Below are 24,880 nucleotides of genomic sequence, written 5' to 3'. Positions count from 1 at the left end.
TGATCGTTCCATGAAATGCGGTGGGCTCTAGCGCGAGCGCGGCAGGTTTTCGGAACCGCGATGATCGCTTGGCATTGAGCTCGTGTTGAATTCTAAGGGCGGTAACCCGATCGGGCAACGCGAGGTATGGCGCACCATGACCCTCAAGGACACGATTTCAATCGATATCGATGTTGGAACCGAACCGCGTGAGGCCTTCCTGCATTTCACGCGAGAAATGACGAACTGGTGGCCAAAAGACTATTCGTGGTCCGGCGAAACGCTCCAGGACATGACCATTGCCGATCAAACCGGTGGATTCTGCACCGAGATCGGGCCGCACGGATTTCGTTGCGATTTTGGACGGGTCCTCGAAATCGATTTACCCCGGCATATCGTCTTCACCTGGCAGATCGGTCCCAATCGCGAGCCGGTTCCCGATCCGTCGAAAGCCGGCGAAGTCGATGTGACCTTTTCGGCAATACCCGGCGGAACGCGCGTGACCCTGACCCATAGCGGCTTCTCAAATCATGGCGCCAGCGCCGAGCAATACATGGAAGCAATGGGCTCGGCGCAGGGCTGGCCGTTGATCCTGCAACACTTCGCGAAGTCTGTGCCGCAACGGGATAAGATCAGCAGGCAGAGCGATCCCTCACCGTGTGTGTCCAGCACTAAGCACTTGTGAAAGTGCGCGAGCGAATGTGATTTGAAAGCCATCCCAGAAAGGCGCTTATAAACCTCCGGTCGAGCATGCCAAGGGAGGTAGACATGACTGTCTCTTTCACGAGTGGCGTTGCGTATCCCGGTGACCTGACTGCCCTGCAGCGTATCTATGACGATGTTTGTGACGACCATGGGTTTTGCCATGGCAGTCCGGCGGCTGAGGACCTGGCCCGAGCAACGATGGATCTGTTCTCGCAAGGGATCCTGGACCAGGACGAGATGATCGAAAGCCTCGAAATCTATCTGGAACGGAAATCCGGCGGACGTTAGCCTCCTGCTTAATCTGGTCACCCTCAACTTATTGGTATTTCACAATATTCCAAAACAGTGTGCGCACGAAACATACTGTGTTGGAACGAGCCTGGCCGTGATCGCTTGATAAACCCGGGCGCGGTGAACAGTACGACCTGTCGCAGCCCGTGAGTTTTGATGCGCAATGGCAGAACGCCGTCGCGCAAGAACAAGGAGGACAGAGCCCATGGCTTGTTTCACACCGGTGAGCTTCAGGACAGCGTGCGGAAGCAAATTCGTGATCCGCAACATAGCCGACATGGCCAATGCGATGCGCCGTTCCTGGCCGGACAAGGATTGTGAAAGCTATCTGCGAGCGGTCGATTTGATCGAGCGCGCCCAGGAAGGCGAGTGCAGCCCACGCGCAGCCTTCGGCGCCTTCATGCAGGCCGCGACCGAACAGAACCGCATCGTCCGCCGGCGCCACCGCTTCCCGAAGGAAGTCGCCCATACGCTCGCGGACATTTCGAAATTCGCGGCCTCCTAGAAGAGCTCAGCTGGCAAACGGCAATCCGCCGCCGCTACTTGCCTGCCTCACCAGACGGGCTTCGGCCGTGACAGCCGTTGCAATCATCGATCGGGCCGAACTTCCTGCCGGCCCGCTTGTCCGTCCGGTGGCAGTCGGAACAGAATGCGTGGAACATGCCGTCGATGCGGGTGGTCTCGGAGATCGAGACACGCTTGTGGCAGGTCAGGCAGTTCTCATTGCCGGTTCGGTCGACGAAATTGTGGTGGCAGCCGGCACATGCCAGCCCCGTATGGTCGGTGTGCAGGAAGCGTGCATGGTCGATCGGCGCCTGCCGCAGGCTCGCCAGCCGCGTTTCGGCCATCGATCCCATCGCCAGCCAGGCGATTGCGCCGGAGAACAAAGCCAGCGTCGCCGCCAGCCGGAAGGGATGCCGCTCTCGCAGAAAACCTTCGATGAGCAGGAAAGTGAGCCCTGCGAGCAAGGCGGCTGCCGCGAAGACGGTCATTCCGGCAATCAACGCGATGTGGGTGCAGGCAGCCGCGATCAGTAGATAGCCGGCCGTCCGGTGCACGGACAGGCTCGAGAAAGGACCGAGTTGCCGGCGCAATGATCGGGACCGCTGCACGAGCATGACCACGAGGAAGGCCAGAAGCGCGACGATGCCGGCAACGATCTCGACCGGAATGGCGGGGGTCAGCCAACGCCAGAAGACTGGCTGGAAGCCCGTGGTGATGAGGATGTGCCCGGCAAGCGCCGCCAACGCCGCCCAGCCGAAAATCCTGTGCCAGGGATATTGGCCGGAAGGAGGCCGCAGGAACAGCGTTGCGGCGGCCAGCAGCAGGGCGGCAACGCCCAACAGCCGCGCCGCCCACCACGCCATGTCGGTCGGTTGCCAAAGAAGAACGGAGACAGCGGCCGCCAGCAGTACGAGCCCGGCCTGGCCGGCCAGCTTCTGCAGCCCCTTCGCGCGCAGGTTCATAGCCTCATTCCCCGGCGAACTGGTCGCCAAACTAGTGCCTTGACCGGCAAAGGGCATGTTCGACTTCAAGGCAATTGACAGCTTCCAACGACAAACCAACAATTCCCGCAGAAATCCCACCAGGGCATGGGAGGGACATGCCCCTGGCGACCGTGACTGGAGCAATTCCAGGAAAAGTGCGTAGCGGTTTTCCGTCCGGAATTGCGTGAAAACAAAGTTAGAGCGTTTCCGCGTTTCCGTAAAAAACGGAAACGCTCTGGAGGTACGGGATGCAGGGAAGCGGGACGATCGCGCCTCGGGCAACCACGCTGCTGCTCGACGCACTGGCCAACAAGGGCCAGGAACCGGAAAGCATCTTGGCGCGGCTTGGGCTCACTCGCTCCAGCCTCGCGGAGAGCAGTGAAAGCACGCCGCTCGCGATCTTTACCACCATCCTGGAAGCCGCCGCGCGCGAGAAGGGCGACATCACCTTCGGCCTGAAGCTCGGCCGCAGTTACAATCTGCCGGCGCTGGGCTCCATCGCCACCGTCTTCTTCACCGCGCCGACACTCGGCTGGGCGTTCTCGAAATTCACCAGCTACTTCTCCAGCCTGCAGAGCAATACCGAGGCGCGTCTGGACGTCTCGGGTGGCCTCGCCAGGTTGAGTTATTCGATCTCCGACCCCACAGTGCGCCTGCGCCATCAGGATGCCGATTTCACCATCGCGCTCGAGCACAAGATGCTGACCGACGTGATCGGGCCGCGGCGGGTCATTTCCCATGTCGATCTTGAGCATGATTGTTCCAGGGACATGGATGCCTACCGCAGCTATTTCGGCTGCATGGTGCAAAGCGGACGGCCGCGCAATGCGATCTACTTTCCCGTCGCCTATCTCGATCACAGCGTTCCCGGCGCGGATCCGGTGGCAAATGCGCGCGCCGAAGAGGAGCTTCAGGAAAACCGGTCCGCGCTGCGGCAGGAAGTCGACCTGGTCACCGCCCTGCAGGCATGGATGAGCGCCGCGCTTGCGCGCGCCTTCGATGCCGATGTCGAACACGCCGCTGCCGATTTCGGCGTGTCGCTGCGCACTTTCCAGCGGCGGCTGGCGGAATGCGGCGTGAATTTCCTCGATATCCGCAACAAGGTCCGCATCCAGATCGCCAAATGCATGCTGGTGGCGACCGACATTCCGCTGACGACGATCGCGCTGCAGCTTGGCTACAGCGAGCCCAGCGCTTTCTCGCGCAATTTCAGGAGCCAGGTCGGCGAGACGCCCGCCGACTACCGGACCCGGGAAAGACATATCTAAGAGCAATCCCAGGAAAAGTGTGCAACGGTTTTCCGTCCGGAATTGCGTAAAAACAAAGAGTTGGAGCGTTTCCGCGTTTCCGTGAAAAACGGAAACGCTAAGACCGAACGGCAGCTCGCCTGCATTTTGGCGCATTCTGTCAAGCGGGCCGTCGAAGTCGCGATGCAAAGTCGAAATCGAGAGCCTGTTGCTGCCCTGGGAGGAGCAGAAAGAGGCTGCGGACGAGGTCGCCAGGCGAAGGAGAAGCGCCCGGACAACCATCATCGACGTCGCCTGCGGCCGCAATCGTTCTTGCTACCTCCAGTTTTATTCCGCTGCCTTGCCGAAACGGCATGGTTGCGGCGCATATATGAAGGGTCGGCATGGGAAGGAACGAGCAACGGGGAGGACCACCAATGCGTTTGGGTCTGTTCGCAGCGGCCATGCTGGCCGGCACGGCGATCTTGCCTGCCTATGCCCAGGAGGCTGCCAAGGAAATCCAGCCGGAGGAGATCACCAACGTCAAGATCCCGGACGGCACCGAAATGCTCTTTTCCATGGATCTCGCGCTGAATCACGTGGTCGACGGGCGCATCTATGTGATGGACGCCAAGACGTTGAAGCCTATCGGCATCATCGGAACAGGCAGTCTGGGCATGGCCCAGTTCCCACAAGGCTCAAAGGACATCTATGTCGCGACATCGCATCTGTCGCGCACGACGCGAGGCGACCGCTCGGATTTCGTCGAGGTCTATTCCGGCGAGGACCTCACCTTCAAGGAAGAAATCCCGATCTCGAAGAACAGGGCACAGGCGCTGAACTATCGCTCGTTGTTCCAGCCATCGGCCGAGATGAAATATCTCTTCGTGCAGAATGCGACCCCGGCGACCTCGGTGACCGTGGTGGACCTCGCTGCCAAGAAACAGATCGGCGACATCGCCAATCCCGGCTGCTACGGCATCTTCCCTTCGGCCAAGACCGCGACACGTTTCGCAACGCTGTGCGGTGACGGCACCGTCGGCACCATCGACGTCAAATCCGACGGCACCGGCGAGATGAAGCCGTCGGAAACGATCTTCGATCCGGACAAGGACGCCATCTTCACCAGCGCCTACCGCTGGGGCGACAACTGGGTATTCCCGTCCTATGGCGGCAACATCTATGTCATCGATGTCGAAGGAGACACCGCCAAGCTGGTCGACAAGATCGAGGTGGCCAAAGGCGTCGAGGGCGATTGGCGCCCAGGCGGCTACCAGCCGCTTGCCGTGCATGACAAGAACGGCATCGCTTATATGCTGATGCATTCCAAGGGCACGGAAGGCAGCCACAAGAATCCGGCCGAAGAAATCTGGGCGATCGACCTCAAGGACAAGAAGGTCATCGGTCGTTCGAAGTCGGTGCCGGCCATCGGGCTGACCGTCAACCAGAGCGACAAGCCGGCCTTGTTCGCGATCGACGGGTTGAAAGCGGAAATCGTCCGCTACGATCTGCCGGAAGCGGGTAAGGAGTTCGCGCTGACGCCAGCCGTTTCGGCCTCGGGCGGAGATCTGCCCGACCAGGTCGAGGTGCGATAGTCCGCCATGGTAGCGCTGCACCCGATCCTTGTGGTCATCGCGGCGGGCACGCTGGTCTGCGTCTTCGCTCGCGCGGCCATGCACAAGGCCACGGATCTGACCATGTTCGTGCATACGATGGGCGGCTATCGGCTGCTGCCGGCCGCGCTGCTGACGCCAGCGGCGCTTGGCCTGCTGTTTCTGGAAGTTGCAGTGATCCTCGGTCTGATCGTGCCGGCGACCCGGCCGTTCGCGGCCGGCATGGCCTTGCTTCTGCTCGCCCTCTACGCTGGCGCCATTGCCATTAACCTGGCGCGCGGCAACACGCATATCGACTGCGGCTGCGGCGGCGCCGGGCAAGGCCTTTCCTGGTATCTGGTGGCTCGCAACGCCGTGCTCGGCGTGCTTTGCCTTGTGGCGATGGCTTCGCTGCTGCCGGTCGACATGACCCCCGTGGCCTGGCTCAGTGCCGCCGCCGGCATCCTTTCCACCATCCTGCTTTTTGCAGGCATCGAAAAACTCATCGACAACTGGTCCTGGCTGCAGGCGTCCAATCGCACGTTCGAGCAGCACAATCACGAGGGGCACGACTGATGGATCCGCTGGTTGTAGCCGTGATCGTCCTGTGGGCGATCGTCATCGTTCTCCTGGTCGTCGTCTTCGCGCTGGCGAGACAGGTCGGCATCCTGTTCGAACGCGTGGCGCCTATGGGCGCGCTGGTGACCGACGCTGGCCCCAAGATCGGCGAACAGTCGCCGCGCTTCGACCTGCTCACGCTGGACGGCAAGCCGCTGACGCTTGGGCCGCCGGCGGCGAAAAGCACGCTGGTGTTCTTCCTGTCGACCACCTGCCCGGTCTGCAAGAAGCTGTTGCCGGTCCTGAAATCGCTGAAGCAGGCGGAAGCGCAGAGGCTCGGCATCGTCATCGCCTCGGACGGCGATGCGCTGGAACACACCGAATTCCGCCGCGCCGCCGGCCTGGCCGATTTTCCATATGTGCTGTCGCGCGATCTCGGCATGACTTACCGCATCAACCGCCTGCCCTTCGCGGTGCTGCTCGACCAGCAGGGCGTGGTGCGCGGCAAGGGCCTGGTCAATTCACGCGAGCAGCTGGAAAGCCTTCTCAATGCGCAGGACCTCGGCCAGGCCTCGATCCAGAACTGGATCGAGGCCGAAGTCGCCCATCGTAGCTGACGCGGTTAGAATTAGGGGAGACACGCTATGTCGAAACTGATCGACAAACTGTTCGGTGCCATCGACCACGTCACGGAGCGAGGATCGCGGCAGATGGCGCACCGGCTCGGTCGCCGTACCTTCCTGTCCTTCGTCGGCAAGGTGGCCGTCGGCGGCGCGATCATGCCGCTGCTGCCGTTCGACCGGGATGGCGGCGGCACCGCCCGTGCTGCCGCGGAAAAGACCGACCAGGAATGCGAATACTGGCGTTATTGCGCGCTCGACGGCTTCCTGTGCACCTGCTGCGGCGGCACGATCAACCAATGCCCGCCCAATGCGCAGGTCTCGGCGGTGACGTGGGTCGGCACCTGCCACAATCCAGGCGACGGCAAGGACTATCTGATCAGCTACAACGACTGCTGCGGCGTTGCCTCCTGCGGCAAGTGCCTGTGCAATTTCAACCTGCGCGAACGGCCCGGCTACCGCATGGGCGTGCACAACGACATCAACTGGTGCATGGCCAATACGCAAAGCAATTATCACTGCACCGTGGCAGCCGTCGTCGGCCTCGGCAACAGCAATGGCTAAAGCAATTCCAGCAAAAGTGCATAGCGGTTTTGCGTCCGGAATTGCGCCAAAACAAAGAGCTGCAACCAGCCTCGCCTTCGCGCTGGCGATGCTGGTCACGGCCGGCGCGCAGGCCGACGATGCAGCCCTGTTCACGCAGACCTGCGGGGCCTGTCACGGCAAGGGAGGCGTCGGCATTCCCGGCATGGCGCCACCACTCGCCGGTGCCGACTGGGCAAAGGCCGGAAAGGCGGAAAGCCGGACCTATGTGCCGACAGTCATCCTGAACGGCCTGTCCGGCAAGCTGATGGCCGCCGGCCGCACCTATCAGAGCGTCATGCCGGCGCAGAAGCAGCGCAAGGACGACGAGATCGCGACACTGGCGAATTATGTGCTTGCCACGTTGAACACCGCCCCGGCCGATTTCAAGCCGCTGACGGCGGCGGATGTCGGGGCACTGCGCGCCAACAAGGTCGACCACAAGGCGCTTCTCGGCACGCGCTCGCAACTGGTCCAGTGAGCGATGAGAAGCGTCGCCCTCGCCGTCCTCTTGGTCTCGATGGTTGTCGCCGGCATCCTCCCCGCCGCTGCATCGGAGAGCGGTCAGATACTCTACCGGCTGCATTGTTCGGGCTGTCATGGCCTGCAAGGCAATGCGGCAACGGTCGGCCGCATCCCCGCCTTGGCCGGCAACGTCGGCACCTTCATGAAATCGGCGGAGTCGCGAACCTTCCTCACCCAGGCTCCAGGCATCATGAATTCCGGCCTCAACGACAAGGATGTGGCGACGCTGATGAACTGGCTGGTGCCGGCACTGGCAAAAGATTCGCTGACCGAGCCGTTCGAACCGTATTCGGTCGAGGAGATCGCGCATTCGCGCGCCAACCGGCCGCCCGACTTCTTTGTCGCGCGCCGCAAGGTGGCCGAGAACCTGCAGAAACAAGGCTATGCGCTGCCTAACTACTGAAATAGCTCCCAAATCCTGGCAGCGCTAATCCGCGGCAGTCGTCGACAGCGGCGAACCTTTGGCTGTGCGTTCCTCCACCTCGACCCGGTCACGGCCCTGCCGTTTGGCGCGGTAGAGTGCGGCATCTGCGCGTGCGGTCAATTCGCTGAGGCTTTCGCCATGTCGCGCCGCGGCGACGCCGAAACTGGCTGTCAGCTGTTGCGTCTGCGGTAATCCCTCGAAACGGTTCTCCCGTACGCTCTCCCTCAACCGCTGAGCAAAGACATGGGCGCCGGACGCATCGCAGTTTGGCAGCAGATAGGCAAATTCCTCGCCGCCGAGGCGACCACAGACATCAACCTGGCGCATCGTTGTGTGCAGCAGACGGCCAAAATCCTTCAGGACGGCATCGCCTGCCGGATGCCCGAACGTGTCGTTGATGCTCTTGAAGTGGTCGATGTCGACCAGGATGAGACTGATCGGCCGGTTGCGCGCATCGGCAAGCAATTCCTGCGCGCGTTCATCAAAGCCGCGCCGGTTGAGTACCCCCGTGAGGGGATCGACAGCGCGTTCATGGCGCAGGTCGGCGACCATGTCGCTCACGGTAACGGCAAACAATGCGAGCGCCAGCATGACGCCCAGAACCGCCAGCGAAAACTGCAGCGCCAGCCAGAAAGGCGACGTGCCGAATGCCCCCGCCGATGGCGCCACGCCGCCGACCGTCAGCACCGTACGTGGGAAGAAATGCAGCGAAAAGGCAAGCAGGATCCAGAACAGGATCTTCTCGGCAAACATCCCACCACGCAGCTGGCGCAGGCGCCAGGCAGTGGCAAGGCAGATCAGCCCGTAGCCGAAGTTCAGGATGTAGATGCGAACGATCAGCTGGCGATCGACATAGAAGAAATAGGCAATGCCACCGCAGATCAGGACGAGAATGGCGAGATAGCCGGCCAGGCTCAAACGCTGGCTGGAACGCCGAAGCAGCCCGTCATTGAGCAGAAGCACGCTCAGCGTATAGAGGAAGGACGATGCCATTGCGTTCGGGCCGTGCCCGTCCGGCACTGCCAGGATCTGCGACAGGGTTCCGAGGCAGAAGAACAGGCAGGCCGCGCAAAAGAACAGCAGATATTGAAGTCGCCGGTCGCGCAGCCAGATCGCCGCGAAACTTGCCGCGAAAACCAGCAGGATGGCGGGTCCGATGAGGACAAGGGGATTGGAAGGGACACGCATGGCGGTACGACGGTTCGGCGGTCCTGAATCGCGGGGGCAGCTTTCGCACAGAAGGCGGTAACCCGCAACGACCGAAGCCAAGAGCGGTTACCGCTCCGTCAACGCGTCCCGCGGAAACCTTCCATTTCCTTACTTTGGGCCGGGCAAAGCCAGCCTTTCATATGTGGTTCGGCTTGACGCCCCTCGTTTCAGGCCCGCCTTGTCGGGTTCGCCAAACCATCGCGACGCGCCCTGAGCACGGCATCGCCTCCCCTGGCGAGATATTTAACGCGCTAAGCATGACAGGCCCGGTAAAGTTGAGTTATGAATACAGGTTACGTGCCTTTTGTCCATTTGTGGAATCCGCCTTCGTCAACGGAGTGGTTCCACCGACTGGTTGGAACGACCGATGCATCGGCTAGACGATGGTCAGCGAAAGAAACTGGAACGCATTCGCAAAGCCCTCGCCTTGCAGATCGAGGAGGCCGCGCGGGACGGCCACGATATGCTGGCGCATCTCTTGGAAATGGCTCGCATCGAAGTCTCTGCGATCCTGAATGACGCCTCGAGGGCGAAGCACTAGTCGGAGGCGCCGTAGAGTTGCATCGAAGCTGGAGCAACTCCAGCAAAAAGTGCGCATCGGTTTTGCGTCCGGAATTGCGTAAAAAGAGTTAGAGCGTTTCTGCGTTTTCGTGAAAAACGGAAACGCTCTAGTCCAGACTTTTCGAAAAACGCAGTCCGGTGTGTTCATACCCAAGCCGGGCGTACAGGCGGTGTGCATCCTCGCGATGTTTGCTGGGCTTCACCGTGACATAGCTGACGCCGTTATCACGGAGCCAGGTTTCTCCACACCCCACCAGCAATGCGCCAACCCCGCAGCCCCGAAAACGGGAGGAAACAACGAGCGCGACAATCGCTCCTTGCGGATCGCTTCGGTAAAGCGATGGCGAGGTCGAGACCGCGACCATCCCCGCAACAGCGCCATCTTCAACCGCAACGAACATTGCGTGGTCTGCCCGGTTGGCTACAGCCGCTATCCGTGCCGCCATCTCATCGCTGGAAGTCGGGTAACCGAGCTCGGTCATAAGCTGCGCCAGCGACGAGACATCACTCGATATAGCGTACCTTGTCTCCATCGCGAGTCCCCTTGTTTGCCGGCGTACTCATACGCAGTGCGTATGAAAGCGACGCGACATGGCACCTATCCCGCCAACTCCTCTCCACCATCTGTAACCGTGGCAGCTGCAGTTTACGGTTGATCTCACTGCCATTTTGTGCAATTAAATGACCGACCGGTCGGTGAATTACCAGAGCAGAACAAACCGACGGGGAGGAAACCCATGCCGGAAGCTTCTATCTGCGACACCGTTCGCACGCCGGTGGGCCGTTATGGCGGCGCGCTGACGGCGATCCAGACTGATAGTCTGGCAGCACTTCCCCTCGCCGCCATCGCATTGATCGTCGGACGCGTCTGACGCGCGAAAAGGAGACGTCGCCATGTATGCACAGATGGTCAAGACGGACGCGGCCCGGGTGAAAAGCCTGGAAGAGATGGAGCCGCAGGAACGCGCCTTCCAGGAGCGCATCGATGCCGGCCAGAAGATCGAGCCGAAGGAATGGATGCCGGAAGCCTATCGCAAGACGCTGATCCGGCAGATTTCCCAGCATGCTCATTCCGAGATCGTCGGCCAGTTGCCAGAAGGCAACTGGATCACACGCGCACCGACGCTCGAGCGCAAGGCGATCCTGCTCGCCAAGGTGCAGGACGAGGCTGGCCACGGGCTCTATCTCTACTGCGCGGCCGAGACGCTCGGCATCAGCCGCGACGAGATGTACGGACAGCTGCATTCCGGCAAGGCGAAGTACTCCTCGATCTTCAACTACCCGACGCTGAGCTGGGCCGACATCGGTGCGGTCGGCTGGCTGGTCGACGGCGCAGCGATCATGAACCAGGTGCCGCTGCAGCGCTGCTCCTACGGACCCTATGCACGCGCCATGGTGCGCATCTGCAAGGAAGAGAGTTTCCACCAGCGCCAGGGTTTCGACATCCTGACCGTGCTGTGCAAGGGCACGCCCGAGCAGAAGGCGATGGCGCAAGATGCGCTGAACCGCTGGTGGTGGCCGTCGCTGATGATGTTCGGCCCTTCGGACGATGCCTCGGTGCATTCTGCCCAATCGATGGCCTGGAAGATCAAGCAGAATTCGAATGACGAGCTGCGCCAGAAATTCGTCGACCAGACTGTGCCGCAGGCCAAATTCCTGGGCCTCACCGTTCCCGATCCGGACCTGAAGTGGAACGAGGAGAAAGGCGGCCATGACTTCGGCGAGCCGGACTGGACCGAGTTCTTCGAGGTGATCGCCGGCAACGGCCCCTGCAACCGCGAACGGCTGGAAGCCCGTCGCAAGGCCTGGGACGACGGCGCCTGGTTCCGCGACGCGCTCACCGCGCATGCCGAAAAACATACCGTTCGCAAGACCCCGGCTGCAGCAGCGTAAACCGCGATGGAGCGCACAATGACACCTTCCCCGATCCTGAGGATCCTGCTTCTGGTCTGTGTCGTCTTCTTCCTGTGCATGGGCGCCGCCCATTTCCTCGGCCTCAAGGTGCCGGTGCTATTCGTTTATTTCGACACACCTTTCTACGCCTATCAGGACCGCATCATCTCCTTCACCCTGGTCACCTATGCGGCGCTGTTCTTCGTCGCTTCACGTGACCGTGCGGTGGTGCCATTCGCGCTCATCTCGATCTGGGCGACGGTGATCGGCCTTGCCTACATCAACCAGTCCAGCGAACTCGCCGAGGTGCTCAGCGGACGCGGCACCACGATCTATTGGCTGCAGACGGCTGCACTTGCCGCTTTGGCGGTGGTGCTGACCGGCCTTTTTATCAAGGAGCGCGGCGCCAGCGCGCAAAGGAGCCTGTCATGACAAACGAATGGCCCTTGTGGGAAGTCTTTATCCGCGGCCAGCACGGTCTCAACCATCGCCACGTCGGCAGCCTGCATGCGCCGGATGCCAAGATGGCGATCCACAATGCGCGCGACGTCTACACCCGCCGCAACGAAGGCGTGAGCATCTGGGTGGTGCGCTCGTCCGACGTGGTGGCCAGCGCGCCCTCCGACAAAGGCCCGTTGTTCGACCCTGCCAATTCCAAGGTCTACCGGCACCCGACCTTCTTCGACGTGCCGGACGAAGTGGGACACATGTAATGAGCGCCACTCCTGCGACCATAGCGGAATTCGCGCTGCGCATGGGCGACAATTGCTTGATCCTCGGCCATCGCGATTCCGAATGGTGTGGCCATTCGCCAGCGCTCGAGGAAGACATCGCGCTTGCCAACACCGCGCTCGACCATGTCGGCCAGGCGCAGTTGTGGCTCGGTCTTGCTTGCGAGATCGAAGGCAAGGGCAGGACCGCCGACACGCTTGCCTTCCTGCGCGATGTCTCCGGCTATCGCAACCTGTTGCTGGTCGAGCAGCCCAATGGCGATTTCGGTCGCACCATCATGCGACAGTTCCTGTTCGATGCCTGGCATCTGCCGATGTTGAAGGCGCTGATCCATTCCAGCGACAAGCGCCTTGCCGAGATCGCGGAAAAGGCCTCCAAGGAGGTTGCCTATCATCTCGAGCGCAGCTCCGACCTGGTCGTGCGGCTGGGCGACGGAACCCGCGAAAGCCAGGTAAGGATGCAGGCGGCACTGGACTTCCTGTGGCCGTATACCGGCGAGATGTTCCTTGGCGACGTGTTGGATGATGAGCTGGAGGCGGCCGGCATAGCGCCGGCACCAGCCTCCTTGCGCCCCGCCTGGGACCAGCACGTCAATCGCACGCTTGCCGAGGCCACGCTCAAGGCGCCCGACAAGAGCTATGCCCAGAAGGGCGGCAGGCGCGGCGTGCATTCCGAGCACCTTGGCTTCATCCTGGCCGAAATGCAGTTCCTGCAGCGCGCCTATCCCGGCGCGAAATGGTGAGGCTGCAATGAACGTCGCCGCCATCACCCGCCCCCGTCTCAGCCAGGTCTGGTCTTGGCTTGCCGAGATCCCGGATCCGGAAATCCCGGTCATCTCCCTCATCGATCTCGGCATCATCCGTGATGTCGCCTGGCGCGGCGACACGCTGGAAGTGACGGTGACGCCGACCTATTCCGGTTGCCCGGCAACCGGCGTGATCAACCTCGAGATCGAACGGACCCTGATCGAACACGGCATCGAAAAATTCGAACTCAAGCGGCAGCTGTCGCCGGCCTGGACCACGGCCTGGATCAGCGCCGCGGGGCGCGAGAAGCTAAGCGCCTATGGCATCGCTCCGCCCCAGGAAGGCACGGCGGCCTGCGCAGGCGCGTTGAAGCCGCTGACTGTCGCCTGCCCGCAATGCGGCTCCACGAAAACGGAGCGCATCAGCCAGTTCGGTTCCACACCGTGCAAGGCGCACTACCGCTGCACCGAGTGCCTGGAACCCTTCGATTATTTCAAGAGCATCTGAGGCGCCGATGGCCCGCTTCTTCCCCCTTGAGGTTACCGAAATCCGCCGCGAGACCCGCGACGCCGTGGTGGTGACACTTGCCCCCCGCGATGAAGACCGCCAGGCCTTCGACTTCACGCAGGGCCAGTACCTGACCTTCCGCCGTTCGTTCGACGGCGAGGAGTTGCGCCGCTCCTATTCGATCTGCACAGGCAAGGATGAAGGGCTGCTCCGGGTCGGCATCAAGCGTGTCGACGGCGGCGCCTTCTCGACCTGGGCCAATGAGGAACTGAAAGCGGGCGATGCGCTGGAAGCCATGGCACCGATGGGCGCCTTCTACGTGCCGCTGCAGCCCGAAGTGAGCCGGCACTATCTCGCCTTCGCCGGCGGCAGCGGCATCACGCCGGTGCTGTCGCTGATCAAGACGACGCTGGCGCGCGAACCCGGGTCGCGCTTCACGCTGATCTACGGCAACCGCTCGATCAACTCGATCATGTTCCGCGAGGAACTTGAGGATATCAAGAACACCCATCTCGGACGCTTCAACGTGGTGCACGTCCTGGAAAGCGAAGCGCAGGAGATCGACCTGTTCTCCGGCCGCATCGATGCCGAGAAATGCGCGCGCCTGTTCAAGGGATGGATCAACATCGCCGCCGTCGACATGGCCTTCATCTGCGGGCCGGAACCGATGATGCTGGCGATCGCCGCGTCGCTGCGCGAACACGGATTGCGTGACGACCAGATCAAGTTCGAGCTGTTTGCCTCCGCCCCGCGCCGTGCCAAGCATGTCGTCAAGACCGCCGCCGATGGCGCCAGAGCCGAGACCTGCAAGGCGACGATCACGCTCGACGGCTCCACCCGCATCATCGAAATGGCGAAGAAGGGCGAAACCCTCCTGGAGGCGGCACTGGCGGCCAGCCTCGACGCGCCTTTTGCCTGCAAGGCCGGCGTCTGCTCGACCTGCCGCGCCATGGTTCTGGAAGGCGAGGTCGAGATGGAGACCAACCACGCGCTGGAGGACTACGAGGTGCGCCAAGGCTACGTGCTGACCTGCCAGTGCCATCCCTTGTCGGACCATGTGGTGGTGACCTATGACCAGTAGTGATCCGCAAGAAAGCATGCCGCTGGAGGACTATCTCGCCCAGGGCGGCAAGCTGACGACGCCGGAAAACGCGCCGCCGCGCTATCGCGGCGAATTGCTGCGATTGATGGCGACCTTCGTCGACAGCGAGCTGGCGGGTGCCGCCGGCTTTGCGGACATCGTCAACCAGGGCCCCGGCATCAAGGAGCGCATCGCCGCTTCCCGCATCGTGCTGGAAAAACTCGACCATGCCGAGCGCGTGCTTGCCGTGATGGGCGAGTTCGGCGCCGATGTCTCGCGCTATGCCAACCACCATCCCTGGACGGCGCGCATCGCCCGCGACAGCGACCTGGGCGCAGCCCGCCACGGTTCGGATATGCGGCTGGCCGTGCTGCACTATCCCCTGCAGGACTGGCTCGACGCTGTCGTCATGAACGTGCTGATGGGCCGGGCGGTCACGATCCAGCTCGATGAGTTTTCCAGGCTGTCCTACCAGCCGCTGGGTGACATCTTCAGGGCGATCCTGCCGCGCGAGCGCCGGCACATGGAACTCGGCGAGGAAGGCCTGCGCAAGCTGCTGCAGGACAAGGCCAATAGGCCAGCCGCCGCGGCATCGATCGCCTATTGGCGACCGCGCGTCGCGGCAAGCTTCGGCGCCGCTGCCTCGCAGCATTTCGACACGCAGAAGAAGTTCGGCCTGCGCCATACCGGCAATGCGGAACTCGCCGCCGAATGGGCACGCCAAGTCGACAGTTTGCTGGGCGATATCGGCCTGCGCTGATCACCTGCCCGCCTTTCATAGCCATCGAGGAGCCAGCCATGAACGCGCCCCTGAAGAATGTCCGCCAACTGGAATCCTACATCGCCGGACAATGGGCCCGCGGCACCGGCAAGGCGGTGCCGCTGCTCGATGCCGCGACCGGTGAACCGGTCGCCCTGATCGACGCCAGTGGCATCGACTTCAAGGCCGCACTCGGTTTCGGCCGCGAAACAGGCAACCCGGCACTGCGCAAGATGAGCTTCCACGAGCGGGCGCTGATGCTGAAGGCGCTTGGCCAGGCGCTGATGGAGGCCAAGGAAGAATTCTACGCGCTGTCGACGGCGACGGGTGCCACCCGTACCGACAGCTGGATCGACATCGAAGGCGGCATCGGCACGCTGCTTTCCTACGCGTCGAAGGGCCGGCGCGAACTGCCCAACACCCACACGCTGGTCGATGGCGACGTCGAGCTTCTATCGCGCGACAACAGTTTTTCCGGCCAGCACATCCTGACGCCGCTGGAAGGCGTGGCGATCCACATCAACGCCTTCAACTTCCCTTGTTGGGGCATGCTGGAGAAGCTGGCTCCCACGCTGCTTGCCGGCATGCCGGCGATCGTCAAGCCGGCCAGCCAGACCGCCTATCTGACCGAGCTGATGGTGCGCCGCATCATCGAGTTCGACATTTTGCCCAAGGGCGCGCTGCAGCTTGTCAGCGGTTCGGTCGGCGACCTGCTCGACCATGTCGACTGCCAGGATGTCGTGACCTTCACCGGCTCGGCCGCGACCGGGCGCAAGCTGAAAGCACATCCGACGATCGTCGAAAACTCGGTGCGCTTCACCATGGAGGCGGATTCGCTCAATGCGGCGATCCTCGGACCCGATGCGGTCGCCGGCACCGAGGAATTCGATCTCTTCGTCAAGGAAGTGGCGCGCGAGATGACCGCAAAGGCCGGTCAGAAGTGCACGGCGATCCGCCGGGTGATCACTCCGCGCGCCAGCGTCGACGCCCTGATCGAGGCGCTGGGCGAGCGCCTGGCCAAAACCCCGCTCGGCAATCCAGGCGAGGAAGGCATCAAGATGGGGCCGCTGGCGAGCCTGGCGCAACGCGACGAAGTGCGTGCCCGCATCAAGGATCTGCAGGGCGATGCCGAAATCGTCGCCGGCGACCCGAACACACCGAGCGTCGTCTCAGGCGATGCGGAGGCCGGCGCATTTCTCAACCCCGTGCTGCTCTATTGCGACAAGCCGGGTGGCGCGAACGCGGTACACGACGTGGAGGCCTTCGGGCCGGTCAGCACGATCATTCCCTATGAGACCGCCGAGGAAGCTGCCGTGCTGGCGCGGCGCGGCAAGGGCAGCCTTGTGGCATCCGTCTTCACCAACGATCCGGAATTCGCGCGCGACACGGTGCATGCGCTGGGGCCTTGGCACGGGCGTGTCATGATCGGCAACCGCGCCAGCGCGAAATCGTCGACCGGCCACGGCTCGCCGCTACCGGTGCTGGTGCATGGCGGACCCGGCCGCGCCGGTGGCGGCGAGGAGCTTGGCGGCATGCGTTCGGTCAAGCATTACATGCAGCGCACGGCGGTGCAGGCCGCACCCTGGCTGCTTTCGGAAGTCACAGGTCGCTGGATGCAGGGTGCGAAGGCGAAGCATGACAATGTGCATCCCTTCCGCAAGTCACTCGCCGAGCTGGAGATCGGCGACCAGTTGGTCACCGACACCCGCACGGTGACGCTGGAGGATATCGAGCATTTCGCCAATTTCACCGGCGACACCTTCTACGCCCATATGGACGAGGAAGCGGCTAAGGCGAACCCCTTCTTCGAAGGACGCGTGGCGCATGGCTACCTGATCGTCTCTTTCGCCGCCGGCCTGTTCGTCGATCCGGCGCCGGGGCCGGTCCTCGCCAACTACGGCGTGGACTCGCTGCGCTTCCTCACGCCCGTCAACCCGGGCGATACACTACAGGTGACGCTGACGGCCAAGCAGATCAATCCGCGCGAGACCGAAAGCTATGGCGAGGTGCGCTGGGACTGCACGGTGACCAACCAGGACGCGCAGGTGGTGGCGCAATACGACGTGCTGACCATGGTGGCGAAGACCTGGCCGCAGTAGCCTTAAACCGGCACCTGCCCGTGCACCTTGATGTCCTTGAGCACCAGATTGGTGCGCACATGGGCAATGCCGGGGAGCCTGAACAGGAAGTGTTCGAGGAAGTCGTTGTAGGCGTCCTTGTCGTGACAGACGACATGCAGGTGGTAGTCGGCCTCGCCGGTGGTCGAAAAACACTCCAGCACCTCCGGCCGCGACGCGACGCGCGAGACAAAGGTGGCGACGTGATCCGCCTCGTGGCGCGACAGCATCACATGCACCACGGCCGAGAAATTCAGACCGGCCTTCAGCGGATCGACGACGGCACCATAGCCTGAAATGATGCCGGCCTCTTCCAGCGCCCGGACCCGCCGCCAGCAGGCGGACGTGGACATGCCCGCCTTCTCGGCCAGTTCCTGGTTGGAGATGCGGGCATCCTGCTGCAGCAGCCTCAGCAGAATCCTGTCCGGTTCGGTAAGATGCATCGAAATCCCGCCTATCGGTTAGTCTTACCAGCTATCTAGCTAAATTCGGCAGAATTGACCATATCGTGAGCAAATCGGGGTGAGACTGGCAGGATATTTCAAGCAGCAAGCGTAGACTGGATTGGATGGTACCCTTTCGGGAGATCCCGGCCGTGGCTGACGCTGCCCCCTCGCTTGCCGACTACAATCTCAACGACCGTTATACGAACAAGAGCGGCCGTGTCTTCCTCACCGGAACACAGGCGCTGGTGCGCATCACGCTCGACCAGGCGCGGCGCGACAAGGAGCATGGCCTGAAGACGGCCGGCTTCGTCTCCGGCTATCGCGGCTCACCGCTTGGCGGCGTCGACCTGGAGCTGTGGCGGGCGAAGGAGTTGGTCAAACAGCACGGCATCGAGTTCCTGCCAGCGGTGAACGAGGACCTCGCCGCCACCGCTGTACTTGGCTCACAGCAGGTCGAAACCAATCCGGATCGCACCGTCGAAGGCGTGTTTTCGATGTGGTACGGCAAGGGGCCAGGCGTCGACCGTGCCGGCGATGCGCTGAAGCACGGCAACGCCTACGGCTCCTCGCCGCATGGCGGCGTGCTGGTGGTCGCCGGAGATGACCATGGCTGTGTGTCGTCTTCCATGCCGCATCAATCCGACGTCGCCTTCATGGCCTGGTTCATGCCGACGCTGAACCCCTCCTCCGTCGGCGAATATCAGGCCTTCGGTGAATATGGCTATGCGCTGTCGCGCTTCACCGGCATGTGGGTCGGCTTCAAGGCGATCTCCGAAACCGTGGAAAGCGGCCAGTCGGTGGAAGTCGTCGCCGACCGCGAGTTCCAGCAGCCCGACTACACGCCGCCACCAACCGGCCTTCATTACCGCTGGCCCGACCTGCCCGGCCCGCAGATCGAAGAACGCATGGAAGCCAAGAAGATGGCCGTCTATGCCTTCGCCGAAGCCAATCCGATCGACCGGCGTATCTACGATATCGCGGATGCCAGTTTCGGCATCGTCACCACCGGCAAGGCCCATCTCGACCTGATGGAAGCGCTGCGGCTGCTCGGACTGGACGAGAAGGCCTGCCGCAAGCTCGGCATCGACATCTACAAGGTCGGCATGGTGTGGCCGCTGGCGCGCCGCGACGCGCTGGCGTTCGTGAAGGAGAAGAAGGAGATCCTCGTCGTAGAGGAGAAGCGCGGCATCATCGAAAGCCAGCTCAAGGAGTATTTCTACGACTATCCCGGCCACAAGCCGCACTCGATGGTCGGCAAGCGCGACGAGGACGGCAACAGGCTGATCTCGTGGATCGGCGAGCTGTCGCCACGCATGCTGGCGCCGATCGTGGCCAAGCGCCTCGACATGGTGTTCCCGAACCTGCGCCTGCTCGACCGAGCCGCGGCGCTGGTGCCGGAATCCGAGCGGCTGATCCAGGTGCCGGGCGCGGCGCGCACGCCCTATTTCTGTTCCGGCTGCCCGCACAATTCGTCCACCAAGGTGCCGGAAGGCTCCAAGGCGCTGGCCGGTATCGGCTGCCATTTCATGGCGAGCTGGATGGACCGGGAAACGACGTCGCTGATCCAGATGGGTGGCGAAGGCGTGAACTGGGCGGCATCCTCGCTGTTCACCGGCAAAGGCCACATCTTCCAGAACCTCGGCGAAGGCACCTATTACCATTCCGGTTCGATGGCGATCCGCCAGGCGGTCGCGGCAAAGGCCAATATCACCTACAAGATTCTGTTCAACGACGCGGTCGCCATGACCGGCGGCCAACCGGTGGACGGCCCGATCAGCGTTCAGGCGATCGCACAGGAGGTGCGGGCCGAAGGCGTGGAGCGCATCGCGCTGGTTTCCGACCAGCCGGACAAGTTCAGCATCGCGGCATTTCCTTCAGGCGTCACCCTGCATCACCGTTCGCAGCTTGATGGCGTGCAGCGCGACCTGCGCGAGGTGAAGGGCGTCTCGGTGCTCATCTACGAACAGACCTGCGCCACCGAAAAGCGGCGGCGGCGCAAGCGCGGTACGATGGAAGACCCCAAGCGTTTCGCCTGGATCAACGATCTGGTCTGCGAGGGCTGCGGCGACTGCTCGGTCGAGTCCAACTGCCTCAGCGTCGAGCCGAAGGAGACGCCGTTCGGCCGTAAGCGCAAGATCAACCTTTCCAACTGCAACAAGGATTTCTCCTGCCTGAACGGTTTCTGCCCGAGCTTCGTGACGGTCGAAGGCGCGGTGCGGCGCAAGCGTCAGGCCAGCAATGAGGATTTCGGCGCCCGCGCTGCCGCACTGCCCCTGCCGGATGCGCCCACACTCGACCGACCATACGACCTGCTCGTGACCGGTGTCGGCGGTACCGGCGTGGTGACCGTCGGCGCGCTGATCTCAATGGCGGCACATCTGGAAGGCAAAGGCAGCTCGGTGCTCGACTTCACCGGCTTCGCGCAAAAGTTCGGCCCGGTGCTTTCCTTCATCCGGCTGGCGGCAACGCCCGATGCCATCAATCAGGTGCGCATCGATGCCGGGGCGGCGGATGCGCTGATCGGCGGCGACATCGTGGTGTCGTCTTCACCGAAGGCTTCCGCCTGCTACCGGACCGGCATGCAAGCGGTGGTCAACATGGCGGAAATGCCGACCGGTGACATCGTGCGGCTGCGCGATGCCGATCTTTCGACCCGTCGCCGGCTGAAGGAGATCGAACGCGTGGCCGGAGCCGGCAACGTACGTGCGCTGGATGCCAACGCCCTTGCCGAGCGGCTGTTCGGCGATGCGGTCTTCGCCAACATCATCCTGCTCGGCTATGCCTGGCAGCGAGGGCTGGTGCCCATCGAACACAACGCGCTGCAACGGGCGATCGAGCTGAACGGCATTGCCGTCGAACGCAACAAACAGGCTTTCGCCGCCGGGCGGCTGGCTGCCGCCGACCCGCGACCGCTGATCGCCGATCAGCCCGCCATGGCAAGTGAAAGCCTCGATGAGATGATCGCGCGACGCGAGGCTTTTCTCGTCGATTACCAGGATCGTGCCTGGGCGCAGCGTTATCGCGCGACCGTGGAGCGGGTTCGCAGCGCCGAGCGACCGTTCAGCTCGGAGGCTCTGACGGATGCGGTCGCGCGCTCCCTGTTCAAGCTGATGTCCTACAAGGACGAGTATGAGGTGGCGCGGCTGCACATGCAGACGGGTTTCCTTACCGAACTCAGGCGCGAGTTCGATGGAGACTACAAGGTCAATTACCACTTCGCACCGCCATTCATGGGCGGCGGGAAGGACGCGCGGGGACGGCCCCGCAAACGCCAGTTCGGCCAGTGGATACAGACGCCGTTGCGGGTCATGGCCCGGATGAAGCGGCTGCGCGGCACGGCCTTCGATCCGTTCGGCTACACGGCGGAGCGCCGGATGGAGCGGGAACTGATCGACTGGTACCAGGACTTGGTTGACCGGATCATCGGGCAACTCCCGGCACGCTCTCCCGCCGAACTGGTCGAGCTCGCCAAAGCGCCGATGGATATCCGCGGCTACGGACCGGTGAAAGAGGAAGCTGTCGCGAAGGTCAAGGCGCGGGTTGCCACCTTGCTCGACCGCCCGAAAGAGACAAGACGGGCGGCATAAGGGATTAGCGCAGCGAATTCACGCCATCGAGGAACAGTGCTGTCACCATGTCGGCATAGCCTTCGCGATTCAGCGCGCCGCTCGGCTTGAACCAGGTGTAGGCCCAGTTGAGGATGCCGAACAACGACATGGTGACGGGCGTGATGCCGGCGCGTGCCTTGCCGAGCTCAGGGTTGATGTCGGTGAGCACGTCGGAGAACGCCTTCACGATGCGGCGCTCCATCTGCTGCAGCTCGGTCTTCTGCATTTCAGAAAGCGAGCCCGTGCCGTTGAGCAGGACTTGCTGGAAATTGGCGGCGGTACGGTAATTTTCGAGCACCCCGCCGATCAGATGACGCAGACGCTGCCGCGGCTCGAGATCCGGACGATCGGCGGCGAGGATTGCCTGTTCGAGTTCGACCAGATGGGTTCGCCCGATGTCGAACAGCAGCAATTCCTTGCTCGGGTAGTAGTGGTAGAGCAGCGCCTTGGAGACGTTGTTCTCCTGCGCGATCTGCGCCATCGAGGCGCGTTCCATGCCAAGTTTGGCGAAGACCGTCGCGGCGCTGTCGAGAATGCTGCGCCGTTTCTCGTCGAAATCCGCAGCTCTCGTCCTTGCCATCTTCCTATCTCTTTGTCCGGCGCATGATCATGTCTTGGGTCTGTTGTCGACGATCCGCCTGGCCTTGCCGGCAGAACGCTCGACCGAATCGGGATCGCCGACCACGATCTTCGTGCTCACACCCACCACGCTCTTGATATGGTGCGCAAGTTCTTTGGCTGAGGTACCGCGCTGAGCGGCGTCAACAGCGTGCGGCATGGCCTCGACATGGACGGTCATACAGTCCAGACGACCCTCTCGGCTCAGCACGATCTGGAAATGCGGCGCGAGGCCGGCGCATTTGAGCAGCTGTTCTTCGATCTGAGTCGGGAAGACATTGACGCCGCGCAAGATCATCATGTCATCGGAGCGGCCGGTGATCTTCTCGATGCGCCGCATGGAGCGCGCCGTGCCCGGCAGCAGGCGGGTCAGATCGCGCGTCCGATAGCGGATGATCGGCAGTGCTTCCTTGGTCAGCGAGGTAAAGACCAGCTCGCCCATTTCACCGTCCGGCATCACCTCGCCTGTCTCAGGATCGATGATCTCCGGATAGAAATGATCCTCCCACACATGCAGGCCGTCCTTGGTCTCGACGCATTCATTGGCGACGCCAGGACCGATGACTTCCGACAGGCCGTAGATGTCGACGGCATGCATGTCGAAGTCGTTCTGGATCTCCTCACGCATGGCGTTGGTCCAGGGTTCGGCGCCGAAGATGCCGACCGCCAGCGACGAGGAACGCGGGTCGATGCCGATCCGCCGGTATTCATCCAGAATCGACAGCATATAGGATGGCGTCACCATGATGATGCGCGGCTTGAAATCCTCGATCAGCGACACCTGGCGCTCGGTAATGCCACCGGAGATCGGCACCACCGTACAGCCGAGCTTTTCAGCGCCGTAGTGGGCGCCGAGGCCGCCGGTGAACAAGCCATAGCCATAGGCGACATGGCAGATGTCGCCAGGTCTGCCGCCCGACGCCCGGATCGAGCGCGCGACACAGGTTGCCCACATGTCGATATCGTTCTTGGTGTAACCGACGACGGTCGGCTTACCCGTCGTTCCGGATGAAGCATGGACACGTGCCAGCTTTTCGCGCGGCACCGCGAACATGCCGAACGGATAGGTGTCGCGCAGGTCCTTTTTGACGGTGAACGGGAATTTCGACAGGTCCGACAGCTGCCTCAGATCGTCGGGATGGACGCCGGCCGCATCGAACTTCGCCTTGTAGTGCGGCGAGTTGCGGTAGGCATGGTCGAGCGTTGCCTTCAACCGCTTCAGCTGTAGTGCTGCAATCTCGTCGCGCGAAGCAATCTCGATCGGATCCAGATCACCCGGGCGCGGAGACAGGTCTTCCATTCAATCCTCCCAGATTGTGCGGCAATTCGATGCTGGAGCGCCCTTTGCGCATCCAAAATGAACGCGCGGCGCTCTATGCCGGCAGATGTGTTCCCTTGACTGTACGCGAGTGACCGCGGAATTCCGCGACCCGCTCGCCTTTCTGGTTGGTCACCGCGATATCGTAGATGCCGTTGCGGCCGGCGCGCGAAACCTCGCGGGCACGTGCTGTCAACCGGTCACCGAGGAACGCCGGCGCGACGAAGCTGACGGAGCAATGCTGCGCCACCGCGCGCTGATTGTAGCTGTTGCAAGCGAAGGCAAAGGCCGAGTCCGCCAAGGTGAACATGTAGCCGCCATGGCAGGTGTTGTGGCCATTGGTCATGAGATCGGTCACGGTGAAGGAAATCGTCGCCTCACCTGGCCCGATATGCTCCAATTCCATGCCGAGATGTTGCGAAGCGCGATCGTCCCGCCACATCGCTTCGGCCGAGGCAATCGCGACGGCCTGCGGATCGCTCATATTGATCGTCATTTGCCTTTGAACTCCGGCGCACGCTTCTCCAGAAACGCCGCGACGCCTTCGGCGTAGTCGGCACTGCGGCCCGCCTTGCGCTGCAAGTCCCGTTCGAGGTCGAGCTGCTGGTCAAGCGTGTTGGCGGCACTGGCATGGATAGCCTGCTTGGCCAGGCCGATGCCAAAGGTTGCGCCCGCCGCCAGACGCTTCGCCAACGCGCTTGCCTCAGGCATGAGCTGGTCGTCGTCGACCGCCTTCCAAATCAAACCCCAGTCGGCGGCGGTTTGCGCCGGCAAGGGTTCTGCGGTCAGCACCAGAGCCTTGGCGCGCGCTTCACCGAGAAGGCGCGGCAAGGTCCAGGTGCCGCCTGAATCGGGGATCAGGCCGATCTTCGAGAAAGCCTGGATGAACTTGGCGGACTTGGCGGCAAGCACGATATCGCAGGCCAGCGCAATGTTGGCGCCGGCACCGGCAGCAACACCGTTGACCGCACAGATGACAGGTTTATCCAAAGACCGGATGAGGCGCAGCAGCGGATTGTAGAAGGTCTCGATGGTGTGACCGAGATCGGGCGCCTCGATGGCGTTGCGCGGGTCGCGATCGCCGAGATCCTGGCCGGCGCAGAAGGCGCGGCCGGCGCCGGTCAGCAGAACCGCGCGGATCGCTGCGTCATCATGTGCCCGCTCAAAGGCTGCGCGCAGGGCCTTGTGCAGTTCCGGATTGAAGGAGTTCAGCTTGTCTGGACGGTTGAGCGTCAGCGTCATGACGCCGTCGGCTACCGTTACCAACAGCGTATCGGATTGCGTCACGTCATCTC

29 protein-coding genes are annotated in these 24,880 nt (G+C 62.5%); 21 read left to right on the top strand and 8 right to left on the bottom strand.

Annotated features, from left to right (window positions below; translation table 11 throughout):
* Positions 1-136: 136 nt before the first annotated feature.
* From ACFWXH_RS28940 to ACFWXH_RS28930, 3 genes are all read left to right on the top strand, one after another.
* A complete protein-coding gene (locus ACFWXH_RS28940; protein ID WP_379124888.1) occupies positions 137-664 on the top strand; it encodes an SRPBCC family protein in 528 nt (175 codons plus the stop codon).
* Between the two features lie 83 nt (positions 665-747).
* Positions 748-972: a hypothetical protein gene (locus tag ACFWXH_RS28935; protein ID WP_152980014.1), complete on the top strand. Its 225-nt coding sequence runs from the start codon at positions 748-750 to the stop codon at positions 970-972.
* Between the two features lie 166 nt (positions 973-1,138).
* Complete coding sequence (locus ACFWXH_RS28930) at positions 1,139-1,480, top strand: DUF982 domain-containing protein (RefSeq protein WP_082407628.1); 342 nt, start codon at positions 1,139-1,141, stop codon at positions 1,478-1,480.
* Between the two features lie 34 nt (positions 1,481-1,514).
* Here the strand turns inward: ACFWXH_RS28930 and ACFWXH_RS28925 are convergent, their stop codons facing one another.
* Positions 1,515-2,441, bottom strand: coding sequence for a cytochrome c3 family protein (locus tag ACFWXH_RS28925; protein WP_379124887.1), 927 nt, complete (start codon positions 2,439-2,441; stop codon positions 1,515-1,517).
* Positions 2,442-2,710: 269 nt separating this feature from the next.
* Between ACFWXH_RS28925 and ACFWXH_RS28920 the strand changes: the two genes are divergently transcribed.
* From ACFWXH_RS28920 to ACFWXH_RS28890, 7 genes are all read left to right on the top strand, one after another.
* A complete protein-coding gene (locus ACFWXH_RS28920; RefSeq protein WP_379124886.1) occupies positions 2,711-3,730 on the top strand; it encodes an AraC family transcriptional regulator in 1,020 nt (339 codons plus the stop codon).
* Between the two features lie 395 nt (positions 3,731-4,125).
* Positions 4,126-5,283 (top strand): amine dehydrogenase large subunit, encoded by a 1,158-nt coding sequence (locus ACFWXH_RS28915; protein ID WP_379124885.1) that lies wholly within the window; start codon positions 4,126-4,128, stop codon positions 5,281-5,283.
* 6 nt (positions 5,284-5,289) lie between these two features.
* Positions 5,290-5,856 (top strand): MauE/DoxX family redox-associated membrane protein, encoded by a 567-nt coding sequence (locus tag ACFWXH_RS28910; protein WP_379124884.1) that lies wholly within the window; start codon positions 5,290-5,292, stop codon positions 5,854-5,856.
* Complete coding sequence (gene mauD, locus ACFWXH_RS28905) at positions 5,856-6,455, top strand: methylamine dehydrogenase accessory protein MauD (RefSeq protein ID WP_379124882.1); 600 nt, start codon at positions 5,856-5,858, stop codon at positions 6,453-6,455. The genes ACFWXH_RS28910 and mauD overlap by 1 nt, the downstream gene beginning before the upstream one ends.
* A gap of 27 nt (positions 6,456-6,482) precedes the next feature.
* A complete protein-coding gene (locus tag ACFWXH_RS28900; RefSeq protein WP_054313514.1) occupies positions 6,483-7,022 on the top strand; it encodes a methylamine dehydrogenase light chain in 540 nt (179 codons plus the stop codon).
* Complete coding sequence (locus tag ACFWXH_RS28895) at positions 7,015-7,521, top strand: c-type cytochrome (RefSeq protein WP_379124881.1); 507 nt, start codon at positions 7,015-7,017, stop codon at positions 7,519-7,521. The genes ACFWXH_RS28900 and ACFWXH_RS28895 overlap by 8 nt, the downstream gene beginning before the upstream one ends.
* A gap of 3 nt (positions 7,522-7,524) precedes the next feature.
* Entirely contained in the window at positions 7,525-7,968 is a 444-nt protein-coding gene (locus tag ACFWXH_RS28890; RefSeq protein ID WP_379124880.1) for a c-type cytochrome, read from the top strand.
* 24 nt (positions 7,969-7,992) lie between these two features.
* Here ACFWXH_RS28890 and ACFWXH_RS28885 read toward each other — a convergent pair whose 3' ends face one another.
* Positions 7,993-9,177, bottom strand: a complete 1,185-nt coding sequence (locus ACFWXH_RS28885; protein WP_379124879.1) for a GGDEF domain-containing protein — start codon at positions 9,175-9,177, stop codon at positions 7,993-7,995.
* Between the two features lie 388 nt (positions 9,178-9,565).
* Between ACFWXH_RS28885 and ACFWXH_RS28880 the strand changes: the two genes are divergently transcribed.
* Positions 9,566-9,739: a hypothetical protein gene (locus tag ACFWXH_RS28880; RefSeq protein ID WP_161808147.1), complete on the top strand. Its 174-nt coding sequence runs from the start codon at positions 9,566-9,568 to the stop codon at positions 9,737-9,739.
* A 127-nt stretch (positions 9,740-9,866) separates the two neighbouring features.
* On the opposite strand, the gene ACFWXH_RS28875 is transcribed toward ACFWXH_RS28880, so the two are convergent.
* Positions 9,867-10,241, bottom strand: a complete 375-nt coding sequence (locus ACFWXH_RS28875) for a GNAT family N-acetyltransferase (protein ID WP_161808146.1) — start codon at positions 10,239-10,241, stop codon at positions 9,867-9,869.
* A 255-nt stretch (positions 10,242-10,496) separates the two neighbouring features.
* Between ACFWXH_RS28875 and ACFWXH_RS28870 the strand changes: the two genes are divergently transcribed.
* The 9 genes from ACFWXH_RS28870 to paaZ are packed head-to-tail and all read left to right on the top strand — an operon-like array spanning position 10,497 to position 17,577.
* Entirely contained in the window at positions 10,497-10,631 is a 135-nt protein-coding gene (locus tag ACFWXH_RS28870) for a hypothetical protein (protein ID WP_379124878.1), read from the top strand.
* Positions 10,632-10,653: 22 nt separating this feature from the next.
* Positions 10,654-11,652: a 1,2-phenylacetyl-CoA epoxidase subunit PaaA gene (gene paaA, locus ACFWXH_RS28865; protein ID WP_379124877.1), complete on the top strand. Its 999-nt coding sequence runs from the start codon at positions 10,654-10,656 to the stop codon at positions 11,650-11,652.
* An 18-nt stretch (positions 11,653-11,670) separates the two neighbouring features.
* Positions 11,671-12,084 carry a hypothetical protein gene (locus ACFWXH_RS28860; RefSeq protein WP_379124876.1) on the top strand — a complete coding sequence of 138 codons (414 nt, stop codon included), beginning with the start codon at positions 11,671-11,673 and terminating at the stop codon, positions 12,082-12,084.
* A complete protein-coding gene (gene paaB, locus ACFWXH_RS28855) occupies positions 12,081-12,365 on the top strand; it encodes a 1,2-phenylacetyl-CoA epoxidase subunit PaaB (protein ID WP_326895461.1) in 285 nt (94 codons plus the stop codon). The genes ACFWXH_RS28860 and paaB overlap by 4 nt, the downstream gene beginning before the upstream one ends.
* Positions 12,365-13,126 (top strand): 1,2-phenylacetyl-CoA epoxidase subunit PaaC, encoded by a 762-nt coding sequence (gene paaC / locus ACFWXH_RS28850; protein WP_379124875.1) that lies wholly within the window; start codon positions 12,365-12,367, stop codon positions 13,124-13,126. Before paaB ends, paaC begins: the two co-directional genes overlap by 1 nt.
* Before the next feature lie 7 nt (positions 13,127-13,133).
* Positions 13,134-13,637, top strand: coding sequence for a 1,2-phenylacetyl-CoA epoxidase subunit PaaD (paaD, locus tag ACFWXH_RS28845; RefSeq protein ID WP_379124874.1), 504 nt, complete (start codon positions 13,134-13,136; stop codon positions 13,635-13,637).
* Between the two features lie 7 nt (positions 13,638-13,644).
* Positions 13,645-14,718 carry a 1,2-phenylacetyl-CoA epoxidase subunit PaaE gene (gene paaE / locus ACFWXH_RS28840; protein WP_379124873.1) on the top strand — a complete coding sequence of 358 codons (1,074 nt, stop codon included), beginning with the start codon at positions 13,645-13,647 and terminating at the stop codon, positions 14,716-14,718.
* Positions 14,708-15,478 carry a Phenylacetic acid catabolic protein gene (locus ACFWXH_RS28835; protein ID WP_379124872.1) on the top strand — a complete coding sequence of 257 codons (771 nt, stop codon included), beginning with the start codon at positions 14,708-14,710 and terminating at the stop codon, positions 15,476-15,478. Before paaE ends, ACFWXH_RS28835 begins: the two co-directional genes overlap by 11 nt.
* Before the next feature lie 38 nt (positions 15,479-15,516).
* Positions 15,517-17,577: a phenylacetic acid degradation bifunctional protein PaaZ gene (gene paaZ, locus ACFWXH_RS28830; RefSeq protein ID WP_379124871.1), complete on the top strand. Its 2,061-nt coding sequence runs from the start codon at positions 15,517-15,519 to the stop codon at positions 17,575-17,577.
* Between the two features lie 2 nt (positions 17,578-17,579).
* On the opposite strand, the gene ACFWXH_RS28825 is transcribed toward paaZ, so the two are convergent.
* A complete protein-coding gene (locus ACFWXH_RS28825) occupies positions 17,580-18,038 on the bottom strand; it encodes an Lrp/AsnC family transcriptional regulator (protein ID WP_379124870.1) in 459 nt (152 codons plus the stop codon).
* 152 nt (positions 18,039-18,190) lie between these two features.
* Here ACFWXH_RS28825 and ACFWXH_RS28820 point away from each other — a divergent pair, with 152 nt between their 5' ends.
* Entirely contained in the window at positions 18,191-21,628 is a 3,438-nt protein-coding gene (locus ACFWXH_RS28820; RefSeq protein WP_379124868.1) for an indolepyruvate ferredoxin oxidoreductase family protein, read from the top strand.
* Between the two features lie 4 nt (positions 21,629-21,632).
* On the opposite strand, the gene ACFWXH_RS28815 is transcribed toward ACFWXH_RS28820, so the two are convergent.
* From ACFWXH_RS28815 to paaG, 4 genes are all read right to left on the bottom strand, one after another.
* A complete protein-coding gene (locus ACFWXH_RS28815) occupies positions 21,633-22,229 on the bottom strand; it encodes a TetR/AcrR family transcriptional regulator (RefSeq protein ID WP_379124866.1) in 597 nt (198 codons plus the stop codon).
* 27 nt (positions 22,230-22,256) lie between these two features.
* The gene (gene paaK, locus ACFWXH_RS28810; RefSeq protein ID WP_379124865.1) at positions 22,257-23,567 is read right to left on the bottom strand and encodes a phenylacetate--CoA ligase PaaK; all 1,311 of its coding nucleotides are present in this window, start codon (positions 23,565-23,567) and stop codon (positions 22,257-22,259) included.
* 73 nt (positions 23,568-23,640) lie between these two features.
* The gene (paaI, locus tag ACFWXH_RS28805; protein WP_379124864.1) at positions 23,641-24,081 is read right to left on the bottom strand and encodes a hydroxyphenylacetyl-CoA thioesterase PaaI; all 441 of its coding nucleotides are present in this window, start codon (positions 24,079-24,081) and stop codon (positions 23,641-23,643) included.
* The gene (gene paaG / locus ACFWXH_RS28800; RefSeq protein ID WP_379124863.1) at positions 24,078-24,872 is read right to left on the bottom strand and encodes a 2-(1,2-epoxy-1,2-dihydrophenyl)acetyl-CoA isomerase PaaG; all 795 of its coding nucleotides are present in this window, start codon (positions 24,870-24,872) and stop codon (positions 24,078-24,080) included. The genes paaI and paaG overlap by 4 nt, the downstream gene beginning before the upstream one ends.
* Positions 24,873-24,880 lie beyond the last annotated feature (8 nt).

Source organism: Mesorhizobium sp. NPDC059054 (assembly GCF_042739215.1).
GTDB lineage: Bacteria > Pseudomonadota > Alphaproteobacteria > Rhizobiales > Rhizobiaceae > Mesorhizobium.
The sequence above is the reverse complement of the archived record's forward strand: the minus strand, read 5'-3'. Positions and strand labels throughout refer to the sequence as shown.